This is a genomic window from Frigoribacterium sp. VKM Ac-2859 (assembly GCF_013204925.1).
GTDB lineage: Bacteria > Actinomycetota > Actinomycetes > Actinomycetales > Microbacteriaceae > Frigoribacterium.
In genome coordinates this window covers 939,514-960,711 of the sequence record NZ_JABMLC010000001.1, presented here as the reverse complement: position 1 = coordinate 960,711, position 21,198 = coordinate 939,514, and the positions used below count along the sequence as shown (strand labels likewise).

The following is a 21,198-nucleotide window of genomic DNA, read 5'->3' as shown; positions in this document are numbered from 1 at the left end:
GTCCCTTGGGGTCGATCGCAGGCGGTCGAGACATCTTAGCCGACAGCGCGGACCACCCGGAGGGCCGCATCGGCCCGGACGCACGAGGACGCCTCGTGACCCCAGTCGTGGGGGACCATCCGGCCTCGAGCGCCGGAAAACCGGGGTACAGCGTGCGGGGGACGTGCAGTGCGCGCTTCCGAGGGGTAGACCAGTCGCCACTCTCGTGCGAACGTCGTCCCATGCCCCTCGACGACTCCGACTCCAGAAGTCTGCCCGCCGGCGCGTCCGTCCTCGACCGCCGTCGATTGCTGGCCTATGCCGGAGCCGTCGGCGCAGCGGCCGTCGTGGTGGGTGCGGCGGACGGTCTACGTCCCAGTTCGGCCCGGGCAGCCTTGCTCCTCGCCGAGGCGACCGTCGGCGTCGACACCGTTGCGGAGGCCGTGGCGCAGGCGGCACTGTCCGCCTGGGGCGGTCAATCCAATGGGCGCATCCCTGCCTCGATGCTGGAACTCGTGCCGACGTCGGTCGCCGGCAGCGGGTTCCTGCGTGACGACGCGGCCCGTCAATTCTTCGGGCTCGGGCTCGCCTTCCAAAGCGCCGTCGGACGGCCACTCCGGATCACCGAGGGCTACCGGTCCTACGATCGGCAGGTCGACTACTGGAACAGATACCAGGCCGGCACCGGGAACCTCGCGGCCTATCCGGGGACGAGCAACCACGGCTGGGGGATCTCCTGCGACTTCGGCTCCGGAGTGGAGACGTCGGGTTCGAGCGCGAAGCGATGGATGGACGCGAACGCCCCGTCGTTCGGCTGGAGCCCCACGGGCAACACCTTCTCCCGACCCGAGCCATGGCACTTCGACTTCGTCTCCGCGTACACGGGGCCTGCCAACGCCGTCCCGAACGACTCCGGTCTGATCGCCCTCCGTGTGCCCGAGGCCATGCCGGGCGTCGGAACGAGCTACACCTGCGTCCTCGGCTTCCGCTTCCTTCGTCATTTCACGACCATCGAGAAGGTCAACGCCTTCCGTGCCATCGGGGTTCCCTACTTCGACGCCATCTCCCGCAGCCACTTCGAACTCCTGGTCGACGCTCTGTCCATCCCCCGGTCCGCCGTCGTCACGGACGCGGATTACTGGCGGGCTTGACGCCCGTCCCTTGAGAGGAAAACCATGATCGTCCTTCACTGCTACGACACCCTTCCCGAGGTCGGACGCGGCTACGTGTGCGTCGTCGCGCCGCGCATGCTGCGCCACGTGACGACCGAGCCCACCGTCGTCGCCCTCCGCGCCGTCGGCATGGCTCCGCGCAACGTCAACGCCGCCGGCTTCTACGACATCCTGGCTTCGTTGTCGATCCCGCGGTCAGAGTTGAGGACTGGGGCCGACTACTCCCGACGCTGACCGAGGTCCTGCGCCGTCGGGTTGGTAGACTCTCGGCGTGCAGATCCGTGAACTGAAGATCCCAGACAGCTACGAGATCACACCGAAGCAGTTCGGTGACGACCGTGGCGTGTTCCTCGAGTGGTATCGCTTTGACGCGCTCGCCGACGTGGTCGGCCACTCCGTCGATCTGCGACAGGCGAACACCTCGGTGTCCAAGAGAGGTGTCGTGCGCGGCATCCATTTCGCCGACGTCCCCAGAGGCCAGGCGAAGTACGTCACGGCGACCCATGGCGCGGTCCTCGACTACGTCATCGACATCCGGGTCGGGTCCGCTACCTTCGGCCAGTGGGACACGGTGCTGCTCGACGACGTCGACAGGCGGGCCATCTACCTCGCTGAGGGGCTCGGTCACGCGTTCGTAGCGCTGAGCGACGACGCGACGGTCAGCTACCTGGTGACCGACACCTTCCGGGCCGAGCGCGAGCACGGCATCAATCCGCTCGACCCCGAGATTGGCCTCGTCTTTCCCGATGCAGCCGGCGAGCCCCTGCTCTCCTCGAAGGACACCGCCGCTCCGTCGCTCTCCGAAGCGGCGGCCTCGGGTCTCCTTCCGACCTGGTCCGACATGCGGGCTTTCTACGCTTCGCTCGACGCCAAGGAGGGCAACTGACATGAAGGGCATCATCCTGGCGGGCGGGTCCGGTACGCGCCTCTGGCCCATCACCAAGGGCATCTCGAAGCAGCTCATGCCCATCTACGACAAGCCGATGGTTTATTACCCCTTGTCGACGCTCATGATGGCGGGCATCCGCGAGGTCCTGGTTATCACGACCCCCGAGTACAACGAGCAGTTCCGGGCCCTGCTCGGCGATGGGTCTCAACTCGGAATGGACGTCCAGTACGCCGTGCAGCCCTCGCCCGACGGGCTGGCCCAGGCCTTCATCATCGGTGAGGACTTCATCGGTTCCGACAGTGTCGCACTCGTCCTAGGCGACAACATCTTCCACGGGGTGGGTCTCGGCTCGAACCTCAAGAAGAACGCCGACGTCGAGGGGGCGACGATCTTCGCTTACCACGTCGCCGACCCCAAGGCCTACGGCGTCGTCGAGTTCGACGAGGCCTTCCGTGCCATCTCGATCGAGGAAAAGCCGGTCGCACCAAAGAGCAACTATGCCGTGCCGGGCCTCTACTTCTACGACAACGAGATCATCGAGATCGCCAAGACGATCGAACCGAGCGCGCGAGGCGAGCTCGAGATCTCGACGGTGAACGAACGGTACCTCGACGCGGGTCGTCTCCAGGTCCAAGTCCTCGACCGAGGCACTGCCTGGCTCGACACGGGGACGTTTGAATCGATGATGCAGGCGTCCGAGTACGTGCGCGTCATCGAAGACCGTCAGGGGCACAAGATCGGCTGCATCGAGGAGATCGCCTGGCGGAACGGGTGGATCGACGACGAGCAGCTGGCCGCCCTTGCGGCCCCCCTGGCCAAGAGCGGCTACGGCGTCTACCTGCAACGTCTTCTGTCGGTCTGACCCCACCACTCGACGAAGGTCCGTTCGCCCTGGGGCGAGCGGGCCTTCGCGTTCCGAGGAAACACTGCTGGTTCGTCAGTCAGGACCCGGCTTGGTGAAACCGCCCGCGGCGACGTCCACGGGACGACGAGCGCAGGGGGCGACCAGTCGTGACGGTCCCGTCCTTCAGGTGCCGGTGGAACTCGTCCTTGCGTTCGTGCAGGCCGTGATATTGATTTTTGTGCTCGAGCACGAACCCTATCTCGGTGTCGGCCTTGACGATCGACCAGCCGAGCGAACGGGCGTAGTGGGACATCCACTGATCCTCGAGGAAGGCATAACGCTCCGGCAGCGACAGGAAGAACCGGTCGTCGTCGACCAACGAGGAATCGAGGACGGTTCCACCGGTCCCACCGTGGTCCGCACGATCACCCGGATCGATCTGAACCCGGTCCCAATACGACGGACCGAAGTCGAAGGCCCACCAGGCGACGATGCTGCGGGGCTGGTAGTTGGCCAACAGGTCGCCCACGAACGACGGCGTGACGTCCTGGTCGTCGTCGAGCATCAGGACAGGGCCCTCGTAGCCGGCGTTGCGGAGCAAGCGGACCGCCACGAAGCGGGCGAGGCCACCAATGTTCGCGGCACTGTGCACCAGGTCGATGCTGGCCAGGGCCCCCCGGGGTTCGTGGTCTTGCAGCCAGGCGTAGGAGTCGCGTTCGTCGACCGCGTTGTTCCAGAGTAGAAGACGCACGGGTCGTGTCGGATCGAGTGACTCAAGCATCGCGATGATGTCGTCGATGCGTTCTGGTCGATTCCAGAGACACACCACCAGCGGGACGGAGTCCCGTGAGGCGGAGGCCCAACGGCCGGTGGTCGACAGCGCTACGCCGCTCTCGAGCAGCGTCAGGAGTTGCTGGTGCCAGCCGCCGGGAGTGAGGGCACGGAGCGCGCGTCGCCGGGCGAGGAACACATCGAGGCGTTCACCCTGGCCCAGGATCTCGAGCGCGCGCCGGGCCAGTCGCCTCGACTCGTGACGAAGACGGGCCCGAACCTGAGGAACGGATGGGCGTCTCATCGGGTGACCCACCAGCTACGGACTCGCAGTCCGACCTTCAACGCCGCTCGAAGCGGCCCGAGGATCGGCCCCCGGTAGCGACGGGACAGGTACCGGTAGGCGCTGTCGTGGTGAACCCGTTCCATCGTCTTGGCACTGCCGGAGGTCGAATGGGCTCCGCTGTGCATCACCACGGCAGTCGGGACGAAGACGTTGTCCCACCCGGCACGTCCGAGCCGCGCCCCCAGATCGACGTCCTCGAAGTACATGAAGTAGCCCTCGTCGAAGCCACCGATCTCGTCGAAGGCGGATCGTCGGACGAGCACGCAGGCCCCGGACAGCCACCCGGCCGTGCGTTCGACCGCTGTCTCTCGCGCGGCCCAGTAGGACTGGCTCCAGGGGTTGCCCGGCCAGAGCCGGGAGAAGGCCGCATGACCGATGCCGGTCCGCAACGACGGAAGACGCCGGGCCGACGGATAGACGACGCCCGTCTCGTCGATGATCTTGGGCCCGAGCGAACCCGCTCGGGGAAGCCGTTCTGCGGCCTCGACAAGACGGTCGATGGCCCCGTCGCCGAGGACGACGTCAGGGTTCGTGACCAGGACGAACTCGACCGGGTCCGTGACGGTCGAGAGACCGTGGCGCACCCCGCCCCCGTAACCCAGGTTCCGTCCCGACACGACGAACGAGGCGCCGTTCTCCAAGGAGATGGACCGGACGAGGTCGACATCGCTCGAGCCGTTGTCGCTCACCACGGTCACGACCGGGTCCGAGCTGGCCCGGGGGATGCTGGCCAGAAGCGGACGGAGCGTCTCTCCCGTGTTGTAGGTGACGGTCACCACAGCAACCCGAGGCATCATGATGCCGCCTCGTCGTACGCCGGAAGGCTCGCCTCGGCGGTCGCCACCCAGGTGAAGCGGCCAGCCCGGGGAACGGCACGGCCGCGAAGGGAAGTGCGCCGGTCCGCATCGGCCAGCAGGGTGCGAAGGGCCTCGACCAGGGAGTCCTCGTCGGGCTCCGTGTAGGCGGCTGCGTCACCCGCGACCTCGGGCAACGAGAGCCTGTCCGTGGTCAGGACGCAGGCGCCGCACGCCAGAGCCTCGAGCACGGGGAGACCGAAGCCCTCTCCGAGGCTGGGGTAGACGACGACCTCCGCCCCGCCGAGGAGGCTGCGGAGCTCGTCGACCGGCAGGTACCCGAGTTCACGCACCGCGCCTCCTGGGGGTCGGTCGTCAAGGGCGGTGAGAGCATCGGTGTCCCAGCCGCGTGCCCCGGAGACCAGCAAGAAGGGGACGTCGGCCGATTCGCCGCATAGGCGCTCGTGCGCCCGCAGGAGGGCTCCGACATTCTTGCGGGGCTCGATCGTGCCGAGGAACGCGATCCAGCGGTGGTCGGGCTCGAGACCCACGGAAGTCCGGAACGAGGCGGTCTCTGCGTCAGTGGGGGGGCGGAAGACCGTGAAGTCGACCCCCAGAGGAGTCGTCGTCACGGTCGAGCGGCACCGGCTGACGTGACGCACGAATTCGCGGGCACTCGCGTCGCTCGGAACCACGCACGGTCGCCCCGAACGCAGCGCGGCCCTCGTCCACGCGGTGAAGAAGAGCCTCTTGACCGTCGAGTGCCACTGGGGATCGCTGAAGAACGTGGCGTCGTGCAATGTGACCACCGAACCTCGTCTGCGCAGGACCGGAAAGGTGTAGTGCGTCGAGTGGACGACGTCGACGCCAAGACGCCGGGCGAGCAGGGGCAGTCCGGTCTGTTCCCAGAGGAACCGCAGGGGCGTGCGGGTGGTCCACCCGGGTGCGGCGACGACTCGTGCGCCGGCCGCGACCTCACGCATGTGCGCGACGTGTTCGGGACGCACCACGATCGTCAGGTCGACGTCGAGCTCGGCCAGCGCGCCCGAAAGGCCCTCGACGTAGCGGCCGACGCCTCCGAGAGCGGACGGCATGGCCGTGCCGTCGACGAGAACGGAGATGTGTGGCACACGCCGCCCTTCCCTGATCGACTCGATGGACCGTCGACAAGCATAGCCTCGTGGTCCCGCTCGACATGCAGTCGGCAGGGCTCAGGGCGTACGTCGAAGACCTGTCCGGGTGTCGATCTCACGACGGCTGTGCGTCGCCTGCCGGGTGAACCGACGACGTCGTCGGAGGTCGGACGGCAGGTCGCGGAGGGCCGCGATGTACCCGGATCGGATGGCGGCCGCGGACGTGTCACGCGGCGATCGAATGACCCGCACCAGCGTGCGGAGCACGGCGCGCACCACGGTGGGGGCCGAGGCGTGCCAGACGGCGACCTTTATCCGGTTGCGGGTGTTGTGGAAGAGGAAGACCCAGGACGACGTCCCCGAGGAGGCCGAGTGGCGGTGGACCAGCACTGCCTTCGGGACGTGCTGGACGACGAAGCCGTGCTCCGCGAGTCGCCAACTCAACTCGGTGTCCTCGTAGTACATGAAGAGCGATTCGTCGAACAAGCCCACCCGGTCGAGGGCGCATGCTCGGAGCAGCGCGCCGCCACCCGAGAATCCGAAGACCTTCGAACCACCCGACTTCTCGGCGGGGCTGAGCCAGTCACGGTCCTGGCCGTTGCCCGACGCATCGAGGACGCCACCGGTGGAGTTGACCAGCACGGCGCCCTCGTCGGCCCGCCTCCACCGCGATCCGTCGGCGGCGACGAAGTCGTCGGGAGCGGCGTCGTCGACGGGTGCCGAGACGAATCGTCCCTCGAGCTCGAGACGCGCCGTGAACGCTGCCACGTGGTCGGACGCCCGGTCGGCGGCGGCCGTGAGTTCGGCCACGAAACGAGGCGCGGGTACCGCGTCGTTGTTGACCAGGACGTACCGGTCGGCCCTGCGGGAACGGATCGCTGCGTTCACCCCGGCCCCGAAACCACCGTTGTGCCCGAGCGGCAGAAGTCGGCTTCCGAGAGCGGGACGTAGGCGTTCGACCGAGTCGTCCTCCGAGCCGTTGTCCACGACGATCAGGTCGAAGTCGGCATCGCCGACCTGGGAGTCGAGGGCCTCGACACAGCGTGCCGTCAGCGCGGCGTTGTTCCAGTTGACGACGACGACCAGCGTCGTCGGCTCAGAGCTGGACGAGCTCGGGCTCGGCATGGACGGTTCCCACGGCCAGCGCGTAGGCGGGGACGTCGAAGGAGGCGCCCTGCGGTAGGTCGTGGACGTGGACGCCCCGAGGGTCCATGAGGGACGCGTTGACGAAGTACTTGCCTTCGCCGAACGCGACGTCCTTCAGGACGAAACGCAGGCGCCTCGTGCCCAGGAGCCGTGGTAGGTCGATGCCCATGCGAGTGCTCGTCGTGCCGTAGACGACCTGGCCGGACGCGCTGTTGATCTGCAAGGCGGCGATCCACTCGTCCATGCCGGTGGCGTGCTCGAACTCCATCGTGACCTCGAGGTCGTCTCCGGGCAGCACCTTGGTACCCTCGCCGCGACCGGCGGCCGACACCACGACACTCGTCACGTGGCCGGAGCCGACGAGGGGGTCGTGAGCGGCTTCGGCCTCGGTCTGACGCCGATCCTCCAGGAGGTCTCGGAAGAGGGCGACGGCGTCGTTCGGATCACCGTCGAACATGACGGTCCCCTTGTTCAGGAAAACGGCCCTGGTGCAGAGTTCCTGCACTTGAGCAAGCGAGTGGGTGACGATGATGATCGTTCGCCCTTCGGCCTGGAACGAACGGATCTTGTCCAGACATTTCCGCTGGAACGCCTCGTCGCCGACGGCCAGGACCTCGTCGACCAGCAGGACGTCGGGGTCGGTGTGCACGGCCACGGCGAAGGCGAGACGGACGTACATGCCCGACGAGTAGAACTTCACTTGTGTGTCGATGAAGTCGCCGATGCCCGAGAAGGTGAGGATGTCGTCGAAGCGGGCCTCGGTCTCTTGGCGCGTGAGTCCGAGCAGGGCCGCGTTCAGGAAGACGTTCTCGCGGCCGGTGAGGTCGGGGTGGAAGCCAGCACCGAGCTCGAGGAGCGCGGCGAGCCGCCCGCGACGCGAGACCGTACCGGTGGTGGGTTGGATGATGCCTCCGATGGCCTTCAGCAACGTGCTCTTGCCCGAGCCGTTCTGACCGATCAGACCTACGGTCGTGCCGGCCTTGATGGTGACGTCGACGTCCTTCAGGGCCCAGAAGTCCTGGCGGTGTCGTCGGCCCATCTTGCCGAGGGTCACGAGTCGCTCTTTGAGGGAGTTGTCCTTCCGGACCGTGAACCGTTTGGAGACCCCCTCGACGACGATGACGTCCGGGGCGTCGGTCGAGGGGCGTGGTTCGGTGCTGAGGATGTCGTCCGTGGTCATGGTGCTCACAGTTCTTGGGCGAAGTTGCCCTGGAGTCGGGAGAAGACGCGTTGCGCGCCGAAGAGGAGGACCAGCCCGACGGCGAGCGCTATGACCAAACGGAGCATGAGGTGCTCCGGGTATACGACGCTGTCATGACCGGCGGTCCAGATCGCTCGTTGCAGGGACAGCACCGAAAGGGTGAGGGGGTTGTCGGTATAGAGCTGCAGCAGCAGACCGTCCCCGAGGACGGACTTGGCCTGCGACCAGGCGTAGACGATGGGCGAGGCCCACAGGAGGACCATGAGCCCCACGTCGATGAGGTATTGCACGTCACGGAGGTAGACGTTGAGGGCCGAGAGGACGAGCCCGAGCGCGGTGCCGTACACGACGATGACTAGTAGGGCAGGGACGAGGTAGACCAGCTCCGAGGTGAGGGGGAACTTGCCGAGAACGAGGGTGGCCGCCAGCAGGATGCCGAACTGGATGCAGAAGTTGAAGAGGGCGGCTCCCACGCTGGCGAGGGGGAAGACTTCACGCGGGATGTAGACCTTCTTGATCAGACCGCTGTTGCCGACGATCGAGCTGGTGGCCCCGGCCACGATCTCGCTGAACAACGTGTATGCCGTCAATCCCGTGAAGACGTAGATCGCGAAGTCGGGGATGCCTCGTGCCGCGCCGAGGAACTGGCCGAGCACCACGTAGTAGATGAGCAGCTGGGTCAAGGGGCGGACCAGTGACCAGACGAATCCGAGAGCGCTGTCCTTATACCGCGCTTTGAGATCACGGCGGACGAGCAACGAGAGCATCTCGCGTTGGCCCACGATGTCGCGGAGGGACTTGCCGGTGCCACGGAACGCCTTTGCGGGAGCCCCGATCACCACGAGTGGTTCGTGGTAGAGGGCTTCAATACGGGAATTGGAGGTCATCACGCGATCCGGTCGGCGGAAATGGACTGGGCAAGCATAACCGTCGTGCCGTTCAGCAGCGTCGGCCTTACGAGGACGGGACTGCGCCCGATAGATAACGATGACGAGTCGATCGTCGAACCTGACCAGATGCTGGGTTACGGTGGATTCCAACCTTTTGATCAGACAGGTCACAACAATGCCCCACGACCAACGCCGTGGCTCCGTCCTCGCTTCCGTCGCCTTCGGTACGGTCGCCTTCCTGGGGCTGGCCGCCTGCACAGCCACGGGAGACGACTCGGGGCCCGCGGTGCGGCCCACCGGCTCGGCGAGCGTGTCCACCGGCCCGTTGACGCCGACGCCGACGCCGACGCCGAACGGCGATGAACCCGGCGCGGCACCGACCACCGGCATCGCGGGACAGCCCTTCCCCCAGGCGACGAGCACCGAGCCGGCGGTCGATCCCGACCCAGGGGACTATCCGGCCTCGCCCTTGGTCACGTTCGCTTCGTGGAACGCCGCCTTGTCGCGGCTCGAAGTCGGCGGCGTGGTCAGCGGGCAGCTCGATCCCGACGGTACCTGTCGTCTTGTGGTTTCGCGCGGTTCGGTGACCGTCCAGCGAACGAGCACCCCGCAGGCCTCCGCGTCGAGTGTCGACTGCGGTCAGTTCTCCGTCCCCCGATCAGAACTGTCGTCCGGTGCGTGGAGCGTGACCATTCGCTATGTGGTGGGCAACGAGTCCGTCGCTTCAGACCCCCAGCAAATCGAGGTGCCCTGATGATGAAGAAGTGGCTGGCCCCCCTGGTGGCCTTCGCGTTGGTGGCTTCCGCCCTGACGGCGTTCTCCGTGGCAGCAGCCCCTGATCGAGCCGAAGCCGCGTCGGGCGCCGACTTCGATGCCGGCAACATCATCAGCGACAAGAACTTCTACGACGCCCAATCGATGTCACTCGACAGCATCCAGTCGTTCCTGAACCAACAGGTTCCCACCTGTCGCGCGACCTCTGGCCCCACCTGTCTGAAGAACTACTCCATGGACACCACGACACGCCAGGACAGCGGCCAGCGTTGCGGCACCTACCCCGGAGGTCCCGGGCAATCGGCCGCCCGCATCATCTACAACGTCTCGCAGGTCTGCGGCATCAGCCCCAAGGCCCTACTCGTCCTCCTCGAGAAAGAGCAAGGAATCGTCACGTCGTCCGCGCCCACGGCCTACATGTATCGTTCAGCGACGGGCTTCGGGTGCCCCGACACGGCGGCCTGCGACGCCCAGTACTACGGCTTCTTTAACCAGGTCTACGGCGCTGCCCTGCAGTTCAAGCGGTACGCGGCGACGCCCACGTCGTGGAGCTACCAGGCAGGCCGGACGAACAACGTCTTCTACCACCCCAACGCCGCCTGTGGCACTAAGCCCGTGTACATCCACAACCAGGCCACGGCCTCGCTGTACATCTACACGCCGTACACGCCGAACGCCGCTGCCCTCAACAACATGTACGGCACCGGGGACTCCTGCTCGGCGTACGGCAATCGGAACTTCTTCCGTCTCTACACGGACTGGTTCGGCTCCACGACCGGCGGGACGAACCCGTACGGCTACGTCGACGCGGCGACCGCAGGGTTCCAGCAGGTCGCCATCAGCGGCTGGGCTGTCGACCCCGACAGCACCGGGGCCATCCGCGTCGACTTCTACATCGACGGTCAGGGGGTGACCAGTGCGACGGCAGACATCGACTATCCCCACCTGGCGCCGACCCTCGGCGCGTCCAACACGCGCCACGGGTTCTCCAAGGTCATTACCGGGGTCGCTCCCGGGGCTCACAGCATCTGCGCGATCGCCATCAACGTGATGGCCGGAGGCAACACCTTGCTCGAGTGCCGCTCGTTCACCGTGGCTTCCGGGGCCCCGTTCGGCTACATCGACCAGGTCTCCGCCTCGCCCGCCACCATCGCCGTGCGAGGGTGGGCCATTGACCCCGACGTCGTCGACCCCGTCACGGTCCGCCTGAGCATCGACGGCCGAGAGGTCGTGACTGCTCGGGCCGATGTCGACAAGCCGAGTCTTCCTGCTGTCTACCCGGGTTGGGGCAGCAAACACGCCTTCACGCTCACGGCTACCGGCATCGCTCCAGGTGCGCACAGCGTGTGCACCACGATCACGAACGTCGGCTCGGGTCAGGACACCCGCCTGGGCTGCTCGACCGTCCAGATTCCGTCGGGCTCACCGCAGATCTATCTCGACCAGGCGTCCTCGACGTCGCCCGGGGTCATCACGTTGCGGGGCTGGGCCCTCGACCCCGACACCGTCGATCCGGTCCGTGTGCACGTCTACCTCGACGGAGTCCTCACGACGAAGCTGACGGCCGACGTCGAGAAGGCTTCGCTCGCGACTGCGTTCCCCGGATACGGTGCTCGGCACGCCTTCACCGCGAGCCTCACAGGTGTCGCCAGCGGTACTCGCCAAGTCTGCGTCTACGCCATCAACCAGGGCCCCGGTGAGAACGCGGGTGGCTGCGTGAACGTGGTCGGACCGCAGGGTCCGCCCGCGTTGTACTTGGACGAGGTTCGGGCCACCGATCTCGGCCAGGTGCTCGTCCGTGGCTGGTCCGTCGATCCCGACACGGTCGATCCCGTCCGCGTCCACGTCTACGTCGACGGAATGCTCAACACGAAGTTCTCGGCTGACCTCGCGAAGGAATCCCTCTCGACCGCCTTCCCCGGATACGGAGCGGGCCATGCTTTCTCGACCACTCTCGCGGGCGTCGGTCCGGGCACCCACCAGATCTGCTTCTACGCGATCAACGTGGGCGTCGGCGCCAATACGGTCGCGTGCTCGTCCGTTCGGGCCGTGAGCGGTGCCCCGGCCATCCTCCTCGACGAGGCATCGTCTCCTGCGGTGGGAACGGCACGCCTCCGAGGTTGGACGATCGACCCCGACTCCGTCGAGGCCTTGCGTGTGCACGTCTACGTCGACGGCATCCTGACGACGAAGGTCACGGCCGACGTGGCGAAGCCCTCGCTCGCCACTACCTACCCTCCGTACGGTGCCAACCACCAGTTCGACGTGTCGGTTCCCGGACTGCGCGTGGGCACCCACGAGTTGTGCGCCTTCGCCATCAACGTCGGCCCGGGCGAGAACCGGGCTGCCTGCGCGACCGTGACCGTCAGATGACGGGACGGGGGCTGGTGCGAAATGCGCAGCCTCCGCCCGGGGGCCTGGTGGCGGCTCAGCGGCCGCGCGCCCGGGACGCGACGGAGCGGTATCGCTCGAGCAGCGTGTAGGCCCGGCTGCCCTTGAGTTCGCGCAGTTCCTCGAGGGGGCCGACCGTCTCGGCCAGTCTGCCCTGCAGATCCCCGATGGTGTCCGCCAAGGCCTCGGCCTCTCGTTCGAGGCGTCGCACCGTGATCAGGTGGCCGTCGCGTTCGCGCGAGGCGTGCCGGAGTTCCTCTTGCTTCACCGTGATCCAGCGAAGCATCTCGGAACGCGAGGATCGGCCGCGTGCACTGTCGATGGCCCCGTCGAGGAGCGGAGCGACGAATCGCGCGCGTGCCGAATAGGAGTGACGACTGCGGACCAGACGTGTCCACTCGGCGACTTCGTGCTGCTGCTCGGGCGAAGGGTCGACGAACCGATCGACGACCCGTCGGAGGGAATGTGCGTCATCGAACACGGGTAGGTCTCCGAGCCCCAGCTCGGCGAGGCCGGAACTGGTATTGGTCGTCACGGGCGTTCCGGTCGACAGTGCCTCGAAGATTCGGCTGTTCTGGCTGCCGAACTCGGCAGCGGGATCGATCACGTCGTCGACGACCAGCTGGCTGCGACCGTAGACCTCCGGGAGTTCGAAGAAGTCGACCCGGTCGCGGTGGTCTATTCGCGGAGATCGTTCGAGATGGGCGCCATTTGCCCCGAACCACACGACGGGATGTGTGTCGCTCAGGTCGTCGAGCACGGCCCGGAGGCGTCGCTCGACACCCCAGAAGTTGGCAGTGGTCACGATCGGCATGTCGCGTTCGACTCCGGGATCGACGAAGAGTGCCTCGTCGACTCCGATCGGGACGATCGGGACGGGGCGCCCGAAACGTGCCTCGAGGTGCTCCGATGCCAGACCGGAGGAGGCCCAGACTCCGTCGAACTCGGTGAGGTAGGGAAGTTTTGCCCAGGACGCGGTCCAGTTGCGGACCCAGGCGATGGTCGCGGTCGATGGGGGGAGCAGCCCGGGGACGAACGACTCGATCATCACGACGGCGACATCCGTCGCGACGGGCGGCTCCTCGTTCCACCGCTCAGCAGGCCAAAAGATGACTCCCCATCCTTCCGCGGAGAGGGCGGAGGCGAGGCCAGCGGCCACGTAGAGGTCACCCTTGCCCTCCGAGAGGTCGGCCGTCGAAACGCAGAACATGATCGTCCCGCGAGGCCCGGCGGCGCGCTCCCCCGAGGTGAGTGCACGGTAGTGCGCCGAGATGTCCGGCGTCGGGGTCGGCTGTTCTGTCGTGACGGTCATGCTCTCGGGTGGGGTAGGGGGCATCAGGGCGATCGCTTCGATGACGACGGTGGTCACTCTACCTGCGGCGAGTCCGTCGCAGGCTCGACGGATCGCGCTGGGCGAGGGCGTCTCTCCTCGAGAATGTAGTATCGACGTGCCGTGGCGCTGTCTGCGCCCTCGTCGCCCACGCGCCGGGCGATGTCGCGCCGACGAAGGGAATTCATGAAAGACCGCAAACCGGGGGTCGTCTCCGTCGTCCTCGTCAACTACAAGGGCACCGACGACACGCTCACGAGCATCGAGGGGCTCGCCGCCCAGGACTGGCCGGCCGACAAGCTCGAGATCATCGTGGTCGACAACGACTCCGGTGCGGATCACGTCGCACGCCTCAAGGAGTCGTCCCTCGACTTCACGCTCGTCGAGTCCGGCGGCAATCTGGGCTTCACCGGCGGCTGCAACCTCGGGGTCGAACGTTCCTCGGGTGAGATCGTCGCGTTCCTCAACAACGACGCCCGGCCTGACGTCTCGTGGATCCGCGCGGCTATGGACACTTTCGCTGCCGGCGCCGACATCGGAGCCGTCGCCAGCAAAGTGCTGGACTGGGAGGGCGTCAACGTCGACTTCACCGAAGCGGCCATGACGTGGTACGGCATGGGGTACAAACCCCATGCCGGTGGCCCCGACACGGGGGCCTGGGAGGTCGAGAAAGACGTCCTCTTCGGCACGGGTGCCGCGATGTTCATCCGCGCGGACCTCTTCGACCAGCTGGGCGGGTTCGACGACCGCTACTTCATGTTCTACGACGACGTCGATCTCGGTTGGCGTCTCAACCTGCTCGGGTGGCGGTTCCGCTACCAACCGCGGTCGGTCGCGTTCCACAAACACCACGCGTCGATGAACAAGTTCGGTGACTTCCGCGAGACCTACCTGCTCGAACGGAACGCACTGTTCACGCTGTACAAGAACCTCGGGCAAGAGCAGCTCGACAAGGCCTTGCCCGGCGCGCTGGCTCTCGTGGTGCGGCGTGCCGTCGGTCGCAGTGAACTCGATTCGACCGAGCTCGATCTGCGCAACCCGGGCGACGACTCCGTCGAGACCCGACCGGTGCCCAAGAAAGGCATGGCGGGCATCTACGGGATCGACCAGTTCGTCGAGATGCTGCCGTCGCTCACCGAATCGAGACGAGAGATCCAGGCGTCGCGAGTCAGGGACGATCGGCAATTGCTCGACCTGTTCGGCAACCGCGACGAGCCAGCGTACCCGATCGAGAGCTACCTGGCCGGATACGACAAGATTGTCGCATCCCTCGACGTGCTCGAGGTCGTCAAGCGTCGACGGGTGTTGATCGTCACGGGTGACTCCATCGGAGCCAAGATGGCGGGCCCTGCCATCCGGGCCACTAGCATGGCGCGCGAGCTCGCACTCGAACACGACGTCCGCGTGGTCAGCATGACTCGTTCGACGTCGATCGACGACAGCTTCGAGGTCGTGACGGTTCCCCATCGTCACCCCAGGCAGATGGTCGAGCACGAGGCCTGGGCCGACGTGATCATCGTCCAGGGGCACGCCCTGCGGCTGTTCCCCGTGCTCGAGTCGACCCGAAAGGTGCTGGTCGTCGACGTCTACGATCCGCTCCATCTCGAACAGCTCGAGCAGGGTCGGAGCACCGACGTCGAGGCGTGGGACCGTCAGATCCTCGACGCCGCCGACACCCTGAACCACCAACTCGAGCTCGGCGACTACTTCATCTGCGCCTCCGAGCGTCAGCGCCTCTTCTGGCTCGGCCAGCTCGCGGGATCGGGCCGGGTCAACGCCCGCACGTACTCGCGCGACCCCGAGTTGCGCAGCCTCATCGGTGTCGTGCCGTTTGGGCTGTCGTCGACCCCACCGCGCCACGACCGCGCCGTGGTCAAGGGGGTCCTTCCCGGTATCGGTGTCGACGACAAGCTCGTCGTCTGGGGCGGGGGCATCTACGACTGGTTCGACCCGATCACGCTCGTGCGGGCGATCGGCAAGCTGGGCGGACGTCGTCCTGAGGTCAAGCTTTTCTTCATGGGCGTGCAGCACCCGAACCCCGACGTCCCCGAGATGGACATTGTCGCGAAGGTCCGTGCCGTGGCCGACGAGCTCGGACTCACCGGGGTCCACGTCTTCTTCAACGAAGCCTGGATTCCCTACGACGATCGGGGGGCCTACCTGCGCGAGGCCGATGCAGGCGTCTCGACGCACTACGAGCACCTCGAGACCACGTTCTCGTTCCGCACCCGAATCCTCGACTACCTCTGGGCCGAGCTGCCGATCGTCACGACCGACGGCGACTCGTTCGCCGAGCTCGTCGGCAAGGAAGACCTCGGGGTGGTCGTGCACGAACGCGACGTCGACGGATTGGCGAACGCGCTCGAGTCGGTCCTCTTCGACGACTCGGCCCGACGCCGCCACGTGGCGAACGTCAAGCGTGTGCGTGAGGGGTTCACCTGGGAGAACGTCCTCACGCCCTTGGTCGAGTTCGTCCGCGAGCCCATGCGCGCGGCCGACAAGAAGGGCGGCTCCGGCGAGCCCGATCTCACCGCCCTGACCCACGCCAAGGTGAAGGTCCGCAATCGACGGAAGCAGTACGGCATCCGCCACGATCTGGGGAGGGTCTACCACTACTACCGGGTCGAGGGCGTCGGGGGAGTCGTGTCGAAGGTGCGCACCCGGTGGGAGAACCGCTGACGACGCCCGCCGGATCGAGCGCCCTAGCCTCGTCGGCTGTCCTGTCGACGGCGGGCATCGTCGTGCAGGGCGTCTCGCGCCTGGCCTACACCGTCGTGCTCGGCCGGGTGTTCGGCACCGAGGCTCTCGGGCACGCGAGCGCCCTGCTCTCGCTCTCGATCTTCGCTGCTCTTCTATGGCCGACGGCGGCCGGTACCGCGGCCTCACGGTTCTTCGCCGTCGCGTCACACGAGAAGGTGGGCACCCGACCGCTCGCCAGATTGCTGGATCGCTCGATGGCGGTCTCGACCGCAGCCCTCGCTTTGGCGGCCGTCCCGACGGCGCTCGTGCTGGGCAACGGGATCGGAGTCGCCCTGTCGGCGGCTTGGCTCGTGGCCGGGTACGGCGTCTACGCGTACACCCGAGGCGTCCAACTAGGGCGACACCGTGCCGCTCGGGTCGCCCTCTGGGACGGTCTCACAGCGACCCTCAGCCTAGGGCTGGTGGCGGTCGTCGCCGTCGTCGGAGACCCGGCGTGGGCTCTCGTTCCCCTCTCCGTCGCGTACACGGTATTCGCCGTCGTGAACTGGCCTCGGTCCCGGTCCGGTCAGCCGCTCACGGGCGACGTCGACGGCGTGCTGTCGTTCGCGGCGTGGAACGTTCTCGCCGGTCTGACCACGAACGGCCTGCTGCAGCTGGCCATGCTCTCGGCCCAGTACTTCGGGCCGGGCGCCCAGGCGGGCGTCTACGCCGCGGCCTTCACCCTGGCGACGCCAGCGTCCATGCTTGGTCAGGCCATCAGCCAGATCGTCATCCCAGCCTTCGCCCATCGCAGCGACGGGGCCTCGTTCCGGAACCGCCGGACGGCGGGGCTCGTGATCGGGCTGGCGGGCGTGATGGCCCTCGGGTTCGGCGCCGTCGCCGCCCTGGCCCCGATCTATCTACCGCTCTTTTATCCGGCCGTCGGCGTCGAGGCGGTGCCTCTGCTGCAGTTCCTGATGCTCGGAGTCTTCGTCTTCACCATCGCCTTGGTACCTGCTGCCCTCCTGCTCGCCGCCGGCCGGTCGCGCCAGGTGGCGCTCGCATCCATCTCGGGTTTCGTCGGAGGACTGGCGGTCATCGTCGTGTCCGGCCCGTCCCTCGGCGTCCAGGCTGGTAGTTTGGGATTCCTTGTAGGGTCGTCGGTCAATCTCGTCGCGATGGTCGTCCTGAACCTCCGAGTCCCGGGCCGCGGCCGGGGTGGCCCCGTGGTCGAGTCCGCTCCCACGACGCCGGGGCATGCGAGCGATCCCGTTAACGACGAGTAGGAACCCCGTGTCAGACATCAGCGCCGACCCCGACGCCACCTTCCGAGGGGGCACTGTCGATCCCCTCCCGCCGCATCCCGTCCGGTCCCGTCTCACCCGTCTCGTCGGCCCGCTCGTGCTCGTGTTGTTGTCGTTCGTGATGGTGCTGGTCCACGCTCCCCAGAACACGGCCATGTCGCCGATCGACGAGTGGGTGTACGTCGACTACCTGGGCAAAGTGCCGACTCAACTGATCGTCACCCAGGGGGAGGAGACCGGGGAGTTCGCGCGTGAGGCCATCGCCTGCAACGGCGTGCGCCTGGCGCTCGACCCCAACCCGGCCCTGTGTTCCGAGGTGGAGGCGGGCGATGAGGCGGACGACGCCTTCCCCATGCAGGGCGTCACGAGTGCCGACATCTACACGCCGCTCTACTTCGCGACCACCTGGGTCGCCGCGCAACCACTGACCTGGTTCGGAGTGGGCCTCCTCGACGCCGCGACTCTGGTGGGGGGACTCTGGTTGGCGCTCGGCATGGTCCTGCTCTACTCGTCCATGAGGCTGCTGTCGGTGGGGCGTTGGGTCGCCGTAGGGATCGGCGCCCTCTTGATCGCGACACCTGCGGCCTATTGGTCCTCGACCTACCTCAGCACCGACGCGCCCTCTCTCGCGGTCGGGGCTGGGCTGCTCTACACGGCGCTCCGCATCATGACCGGCCGTTCCGGGCACGTAGCGTTCGTGGTGATCGCCGTCGCTGGAGTCCTGTTCAAGGTGCAGAACGTGGCGGCCGTCGGTCTGACCGCGCTGGCACTGCTGGTGTGGTCCCTCGCCCGGGCTCGCCGCGACGCCTCGGAGTCGCCGGGTGGTCGCCACTGGTTCGTGGCAGGGTCGCTCAGCCGATCCGTCGTCGCCGCCGTCGTGGCCGTCTTCGCGTCTGTGGCCGGGCAGGCCGTCTGGGTCGTCATCCGGGCGACCGCCTCGAGCGGGCCGTCACCGGACCAGGGCGTCTCCCAGACCTTCTCGATCAAGTCGGCGATCCAAGAAAGCCTCAAGTTTTTGGGTGGCACGTCGCAGGACCCCACCGGGGTGGCGAACTCCATCGCCCTCGTCGTCGCCGCGACCGCCGTGTCGTGGCTCTCCATCGCCGGGGTGGTGGGGCTCGTCGTCACCGCGCGCCCCGGTAGCCCCGAACGCTTCGTCTCGTGGGCCGCACTCGTCATGGCGCTCATCGCCGGACCGCTTCTCGCCGTCGGCGTGATGGCGGTCAGCGGGTTCTACTTCACCCTCCCGGTGCGATATGGCATCTCCATGCTCCCCGCCTTCTTGCTCTGTGCGGGAGTCCTACTCAGTCGTAACAGGCGCGTCGGCGTCGTCCTGACATTCGTCGCGGCACCGATCTTCATCGCATCGCTGCTCGGCAGTTGACCGCTGGGGCCGGCCGCATGCGAAGAACCGGCGTCCGACGTCAGACGAGTCGGCGCGCGACGGCCCAGTAGGCGCGCATCGCGGTCTGGAGCACGCCGGCACCCTTGGGCAGCGGGAACACCTGCTGATCCAACGTCGCCGTGAGCAGCGGCACGAGGCTGCGGTCGGACGCCGTGCGCACCTCTTGGACCCAGTCGCGACGTTCGCGCAACCATGCCGAGTTGTCGGCGATCCAGCGACGCGCCCGCGCGTTCTCGGCCGACCAACCCTGCGCGCGTGCCACCACGCGCATGGCGACGTCGAGCGCGGTGGCGGGCAGCCACGTCAGGGCCCGGAGCCGAGGCCCGTAGGCCGTCCGCAGGAAGATCTGTCGGTTCTTCTCGAGCAGGTACATCTTGAGCGCGTTGCGACTGAACTCGTAGTGGTGCAGGACGACGGCGTCGGGCACGTAGACGACCTGCAACCCCTGCTGCCAGGTACGCCAGCTCAGGTCGACGTCCTCGTGGTAGGCGAAGTACTCGTCGGCGAATCCGCGGAGGCGTAGCCAGAGTTCTCGGGAGATGACCAGGCCGGCGCCCGAAGCGGACGCGACCCGCGCCTCCTGGGCATGGTCCGCGGCGGGTTCGTCGAGCCCGCCGGCCCAGCTGAGTCCGACGACGTGGACGGGGTTGCCGGCAGAGTTCATGACCTCGGGGTCGGAGGCCAGGCGGATGCTTCCGCTGGCGATGCCCACCTCGGGGCGGGACGCGACGGCGACCAGCTTGGCGAGGGTGTCGGGCCGCACCTCGGCGTCGCTGTTGACGAGCGCGAGAAATTCTCCGTCGGCCAGTCGAGCCCCGAAGTTGACGCCGCCGGCGAACCCGAGGTTTTCGGAGGGTGTGACGACCCGGAGGCGCGGGTCGGTGGGCAGCGTCGAGACCGCATCGCTGGTGCACCCGTTGTCGACCAGGACCACGTCGACGTCGACTTCCGTGGAGGCGAGGACGGACGAGACCGAGTCGTGCAGGACGGGCTCGTCGCCGTAGGCGAGGGTCACCACGGTGACGCGGGGGAGTCCCATCAGGCTTGATCCGCCCGGTGGACGGAGCGTTCGAGTCGACGGATGCGTTCGTCGTGGAGTGCGACGTCCTCGGCCAGCGTGCGCGTCTTCTCTTCGAGCACCGTGAGTTCGGCGCTGTGCTGCACCGAGACCAGGAACAGGATGATCGTGCTCAGGAAGAACCCGAGGTTGGTCGGTGCGGTGATGCCGAGTGTCGCGGCGGCGCCGGTCAGGATGCCGGGGAAGACGGCCACGACGAGCGCCAGCACCCCGGCGAAGATCCACCAGAGGGCGTGGCGTTCGCGCACGCGTCGGCGACGGAGCATCTCGAAGACGACGTAGAGGACGAGCACGGCCGACACGATGCCGAAGACGTAGGTGGTGACGCTCATGTGGTGGGGGCCTCCACGCTGAGGGCGAGCGGGGGCCGCCACAGGGCGATGATCAGGGCGAGGCCCGCACGTCCGAGGTAGACGGCGGCCTTCACGGGGTTGTGGGAGGGGGTGCCGCCGGCCCGGGGGCGCATCGAGACGGGCACCTGGGTGATGGAGCACCCGGCCCGGGCCGCCAGCACGAGGGACTCGACGGTGTCACCGAGGTACTCGGCGGGATAGTGCTGGGCGAAGATCTCGATGGCCCGGGGCCCGGCGCCGCGGAACCCCGAGGTCGTGTCGGTCAGCTTCGTCCGCGCGATCCGACCGATGACCGCCGCCAGCACGACCATCGCCCATCGGCGGGGACCCGTGACCTGGTAGTCGCCCTCGCCGGCGAAGCGGGCGCCGATGGCCACGTCGACGGACGCCAGGGCGTCGAGGATGAGCGGGACTCCCGACGGGTCGTGCTGACCGTCGGAATCGACCTGGACGACGTACCGGAAACCGTGTTGCTGCGCGTACTTGAAGCCGGTGCGCATGGCGCCACCGACCCCCAGGTTGAAGGGCAGGTCGAGCACGGTCGCTCCGGCGGATCGCGCCCGGGCGACCGTGTCGTCCCGCGAACCGTCGTTGACGACGAGGACGGTGACGCCGGGCAATTTGTCGAAGACCTCGGTGACGACGTCGGCGACGACGTCCTCTTCGTTGTACGCGGGCATGACGATGAGAGTCTGCGCCAGGGCCGATGACATGGTCCC

The 21,198-nt window shown here is 67.3% G+C and carries 19 protein-coding genes; 9 read left to right on the top strand and 10 right to left on the bottom strand.

Features of this window, described 5'->3' with window-relative positions; translation table 11 throughout:
* The first annotated feature begins 221 nt into the window (after nucleotides 1-221).
* From HQQ78_RS04435 to rfbA, 4 genes are read left to right on the top strand one after another with little or no spacing between them, the layout of a single operon-like run.
* Nucleotides 222-1,130, top strand: coding sequence for a D-alanyl-D-alanine carboxypeptidase family protein (locus HQQ78_RS04435; RefSeq protein WP_159825402.1), 909 nt, complete (start codon nucleotides 222-224; stop codon nucleotides 1,128-1,130).
* Nucleotides 1,131-1,154: 24 nt separating this feature from the next.
* Nucleotides 1,155-1,385 (top strand): hypothetical protein, encoded by a 231-nt coding sequence (locus tag HQQ78_RS04430; RefSeq protein ID WP_159825400.1) that lies wholly within the window; start codon nucleotides 1,155-1,157, stop codon nucleotides 1,383-1,385.
* Between the two features lie 37 nt (nucleotides 1,386-1,422).
* Nucleotides 1,423-2,037: a dTDP-4-dehydrorhamnose 3,5-epimerase family protein gene (locus HQQ78_RS04425; protein WP_159825398.1), complete on the top strand. Its 615-nt coding sequence runs from the start codon at nucleotides 1,423-1,425 to the stop codon at nucleotides 2,035-2,037.
* A gap of 1 nt (nucleotide 2,038) precedes the next feature.
* On the top strand, nucleotides 2,039-2,902 hold the full coding sequence (gene rfbA, locus HQQ78_RS04420; RefSeq protein WP_159825396.1) for a glucose-1-phosphate thymidylyltransferase RfbA: 864 nt from the start codon (nucleotides 2,039-2,041) through the stop codon (nucleotides 2,900-2,902).
* A 79-nt stretch (nucleotides 2,903-2,981) separates the two neighbouring features.
* Here rfbA and HQQ78_RS04415 read toward each other — a convergent pair whose 3' ends face one another.
* From HQQ78_RS04415 to HQQ78_RS04390, 6 genes are all read right to left on the bottom strand, one after another.
* Nucleotides 2,982-3,854: a hypothetical protein gene (locus HQQ78_RS04415; RefSeq protein WP_173151200.1), complete on the bottom strand. Its 873-nt coding sequence runs from the start codon at nucleotides 3,852-3,854 to the stop codon at nucleotides 2,982-2,984.
* Between the two features lie 101 nt (nucleotides 3,855-3,955).
* Nucleotides 3,956-4,795 (bottom strand): glycosyltransferase family 2 protein, encoded by an 840-nt coding sequence (locus HQQ78_RS04410; protein WP_159825517.1) that lies wholly within the window; start codon nucleotides 4,793-4,795, stop codon nucleotides 3,956-3,958.
* Nucleotides 4,795-5,925 (bottom strand): glycosyltransferase family 1 protein, encoded by a 1,131-nt coding sequence (locus HQQ78_RS04405; protein ID WP_216844155.1) that lies wholly within the window; start codon nucleotides 5,923-5,925, stop codon nucleotides 4,795-4,797. The genes HQQ78_RS04410 and HQQ78_RS04405 overlap by 1 nt, the downstream gene beginning before the upstream one ends.
* Before the next feature lie 81 nt (nucleotides 5,926-6,006).
* Entirely contained in the window at nucleotides 6,007-7,053 is a 1,047-nt protein-coding gene (locus HQQ78_RS04400) for a glycosyltransferase family 2 protein (protein WP_173151198.1), read from the bottom strand.
* A complete protein-coding gene (locus HQQ78_RS04395) occupies nucleotides 7,025-8,254 on the bottom strand; it encodes an ABC transporter ATP-binding protein (RefSeq protein ID WP_173151196.1) in 1,230 nt (409 codons plus the stop codon). The genes HQQ78_RS04400 and HQQ78_RS04395 overlap by 29 nt, the downstream gene beginning before the upstream one ends.
* A 5-nt stretch (nucleotides 8,255-8,259) precedes the next feature.
* Nucleotides 8,260-9,162 (bottom strand): ABC transporter permease, encoded by a 903-nt coding sequence (locus HQQ78_RS04390; protein WP_159825381.1) that lies wholly within the window; start codon nucleotides 9,160-9,162, stop codon nucleotides 8,260-8,262.
* Between the two features lie 178 nt (nucleotides 9,163-9,340).
* Here HQQ78_RS04390 and HQQ78_RS04385 point away from each other — a divergent pair, with 178 nt between their 5' ends.
* Together HQQ78_RS04385 and HQQ78_RS04380 are read left to right on the top strand one after the other, a co-directional pair.
* Nucleotides 9,341-9,919 (top strand): hypothetical protein, encoded by a 579-nt coding sequence (locus tag HQQ78_RS04385; RefSeq protein ID WP_173151194.1) that lies wholly within the window; start codon nucleotides 9,341-9,343, stop codon nucleotides 9,917-9,919.
* Entirely contained in the window at nucleotides 9,919-12,312 is a 2,394-nt protein-coding gene (locus HQQ78_RS04380) for a hypothetical protein (protein ID WP_173151192.1), read from the top strand. The genes HQQ78_RS04385 and HQQ78_RS04380 overlap by 1 nt, the downstream gene beginning before the upstream one ends.
* Before the next feature lie 55 nt (nucleotides 12,313-12,367).
* Here the strand turns inward: HQQ78_RS04380 and HQQ78_RS16315 are convergent, their stop codons facing one another.
* Nucleotides 12,368-13,144 (bottom strand): glycosyltransferase, encoded by a 777-nt coding sequence (locus tag HQQ78_RS16315; protein WP_371810520.1) that lies wholly within the window; start codon nucleotides 13,142-13,144, stop codon nucleotides 12,368-12,370.
* A gap of 702 nt (nucleotides 13,145-13,846) precedes the next feature.
* Here HQQ78_RS16315 and HQQ78_RS04375 point away from each other — a divergent pair.
* From HQQ78_RS04375 to HQQ78_RS04365, 3 genes are read left to right on the top strand one after another with little or no spacing between them, the layout of a single operon-like run.
* On the top strand, nucleotides 13,847-16,339 hold the full coding sequence (locus tag HQQ78_RS04375; RefSeq protein ID WP_173151190.1) for a glycosyltransferase: 2,493 nt from the start codon (nucleotides 13,847-13,849) through the stop codon (nucleotides 16,337-16,339).
* Complete coding sequence (locus tag HQQ78_RS04370) at nucleotides 16,324-17,625, top strand: lipopolysaccharide biosynthesis protein (protein WP_173151188.1); 1,302 nt, start codon at nucleotides 16,324-16,326, stop codon at nucleotides 17,623-17,625. The genes HQQ78_RS04375 and HQQ78_RS04370 overlap by 16 nt, the downstream gene beginning before the upstream one ends.
* Nucleotides 17,626-17,632: 7 nt before the next feature.
* The gene (locus HQQ78_RS04365) at nucleotides 17,633-19,027 is read left to right on the top strand and encodes a hypothetical protein (RefSeq protein ID WP_173151186.1); all 1,395 of its coding nucleotides are present in this window, start codon (nucleotides 17,633-17,635) and stop codon (nucleotides 19,025-19,027) included.
* Nucleotides 19,028-19,067: 40 nt separating this feature from the next.
* Here HQQ78_RS04365 and HQQ78_RS04360 read toward each other — a convergent pair whose 3' ends face one another.
* Genes HQQ78_RS04360 through HQQ78_RS04350 form a run of 3 tightly spaced genes read right to left on the bottom strand, consistent with a single transcriptional unit; the run spans nucleotide 19,068 to nucleotide 21,192 of the window.
* Nucleotides 19,068-20,087, bottom strand: a complete 1,020-nt coding sequence (locus HQQ78_RS04360) for a glycosyltransferase family 2 protein (RefSeq protein WP_173151184.1) — start codon at nucleotides 20,085-20,087, stop codon at nucleotides 19,068-19,070.
* A complete protein-coding gene (locus HQQ78_RS04355) occupies nucleotides 20,087-20,458 on the bottom strand; it encodes a DUF2304 domain-containing protein (protein WP_123570430.1) in 372 nt (123 codons plus the stop codon). Before HQQ78_RS04355 ends, HQQ78_RS04360 begins: the two co-directional genes overlap by 1 nt.
* Nucleotides 20,455-21,192, bottom strand: coding sequence for a glycosyltransferase family 2 protein (locus HQQ78_RS04350; RefSeq protein ID WP_159825363.1), 738 nt, complete (start codon nucleotides 21,190-21,192; stop codon nucleotides 20,455-20,457). The genes HQQ78_RS04355 and HQQ78_RS04350 overlap by 4 nt, the downstream gene beginning before the upstream one ends.
* Between the last annotated feature and the right edge of the window lie 6 nt (nucleotides 21,193-21,198).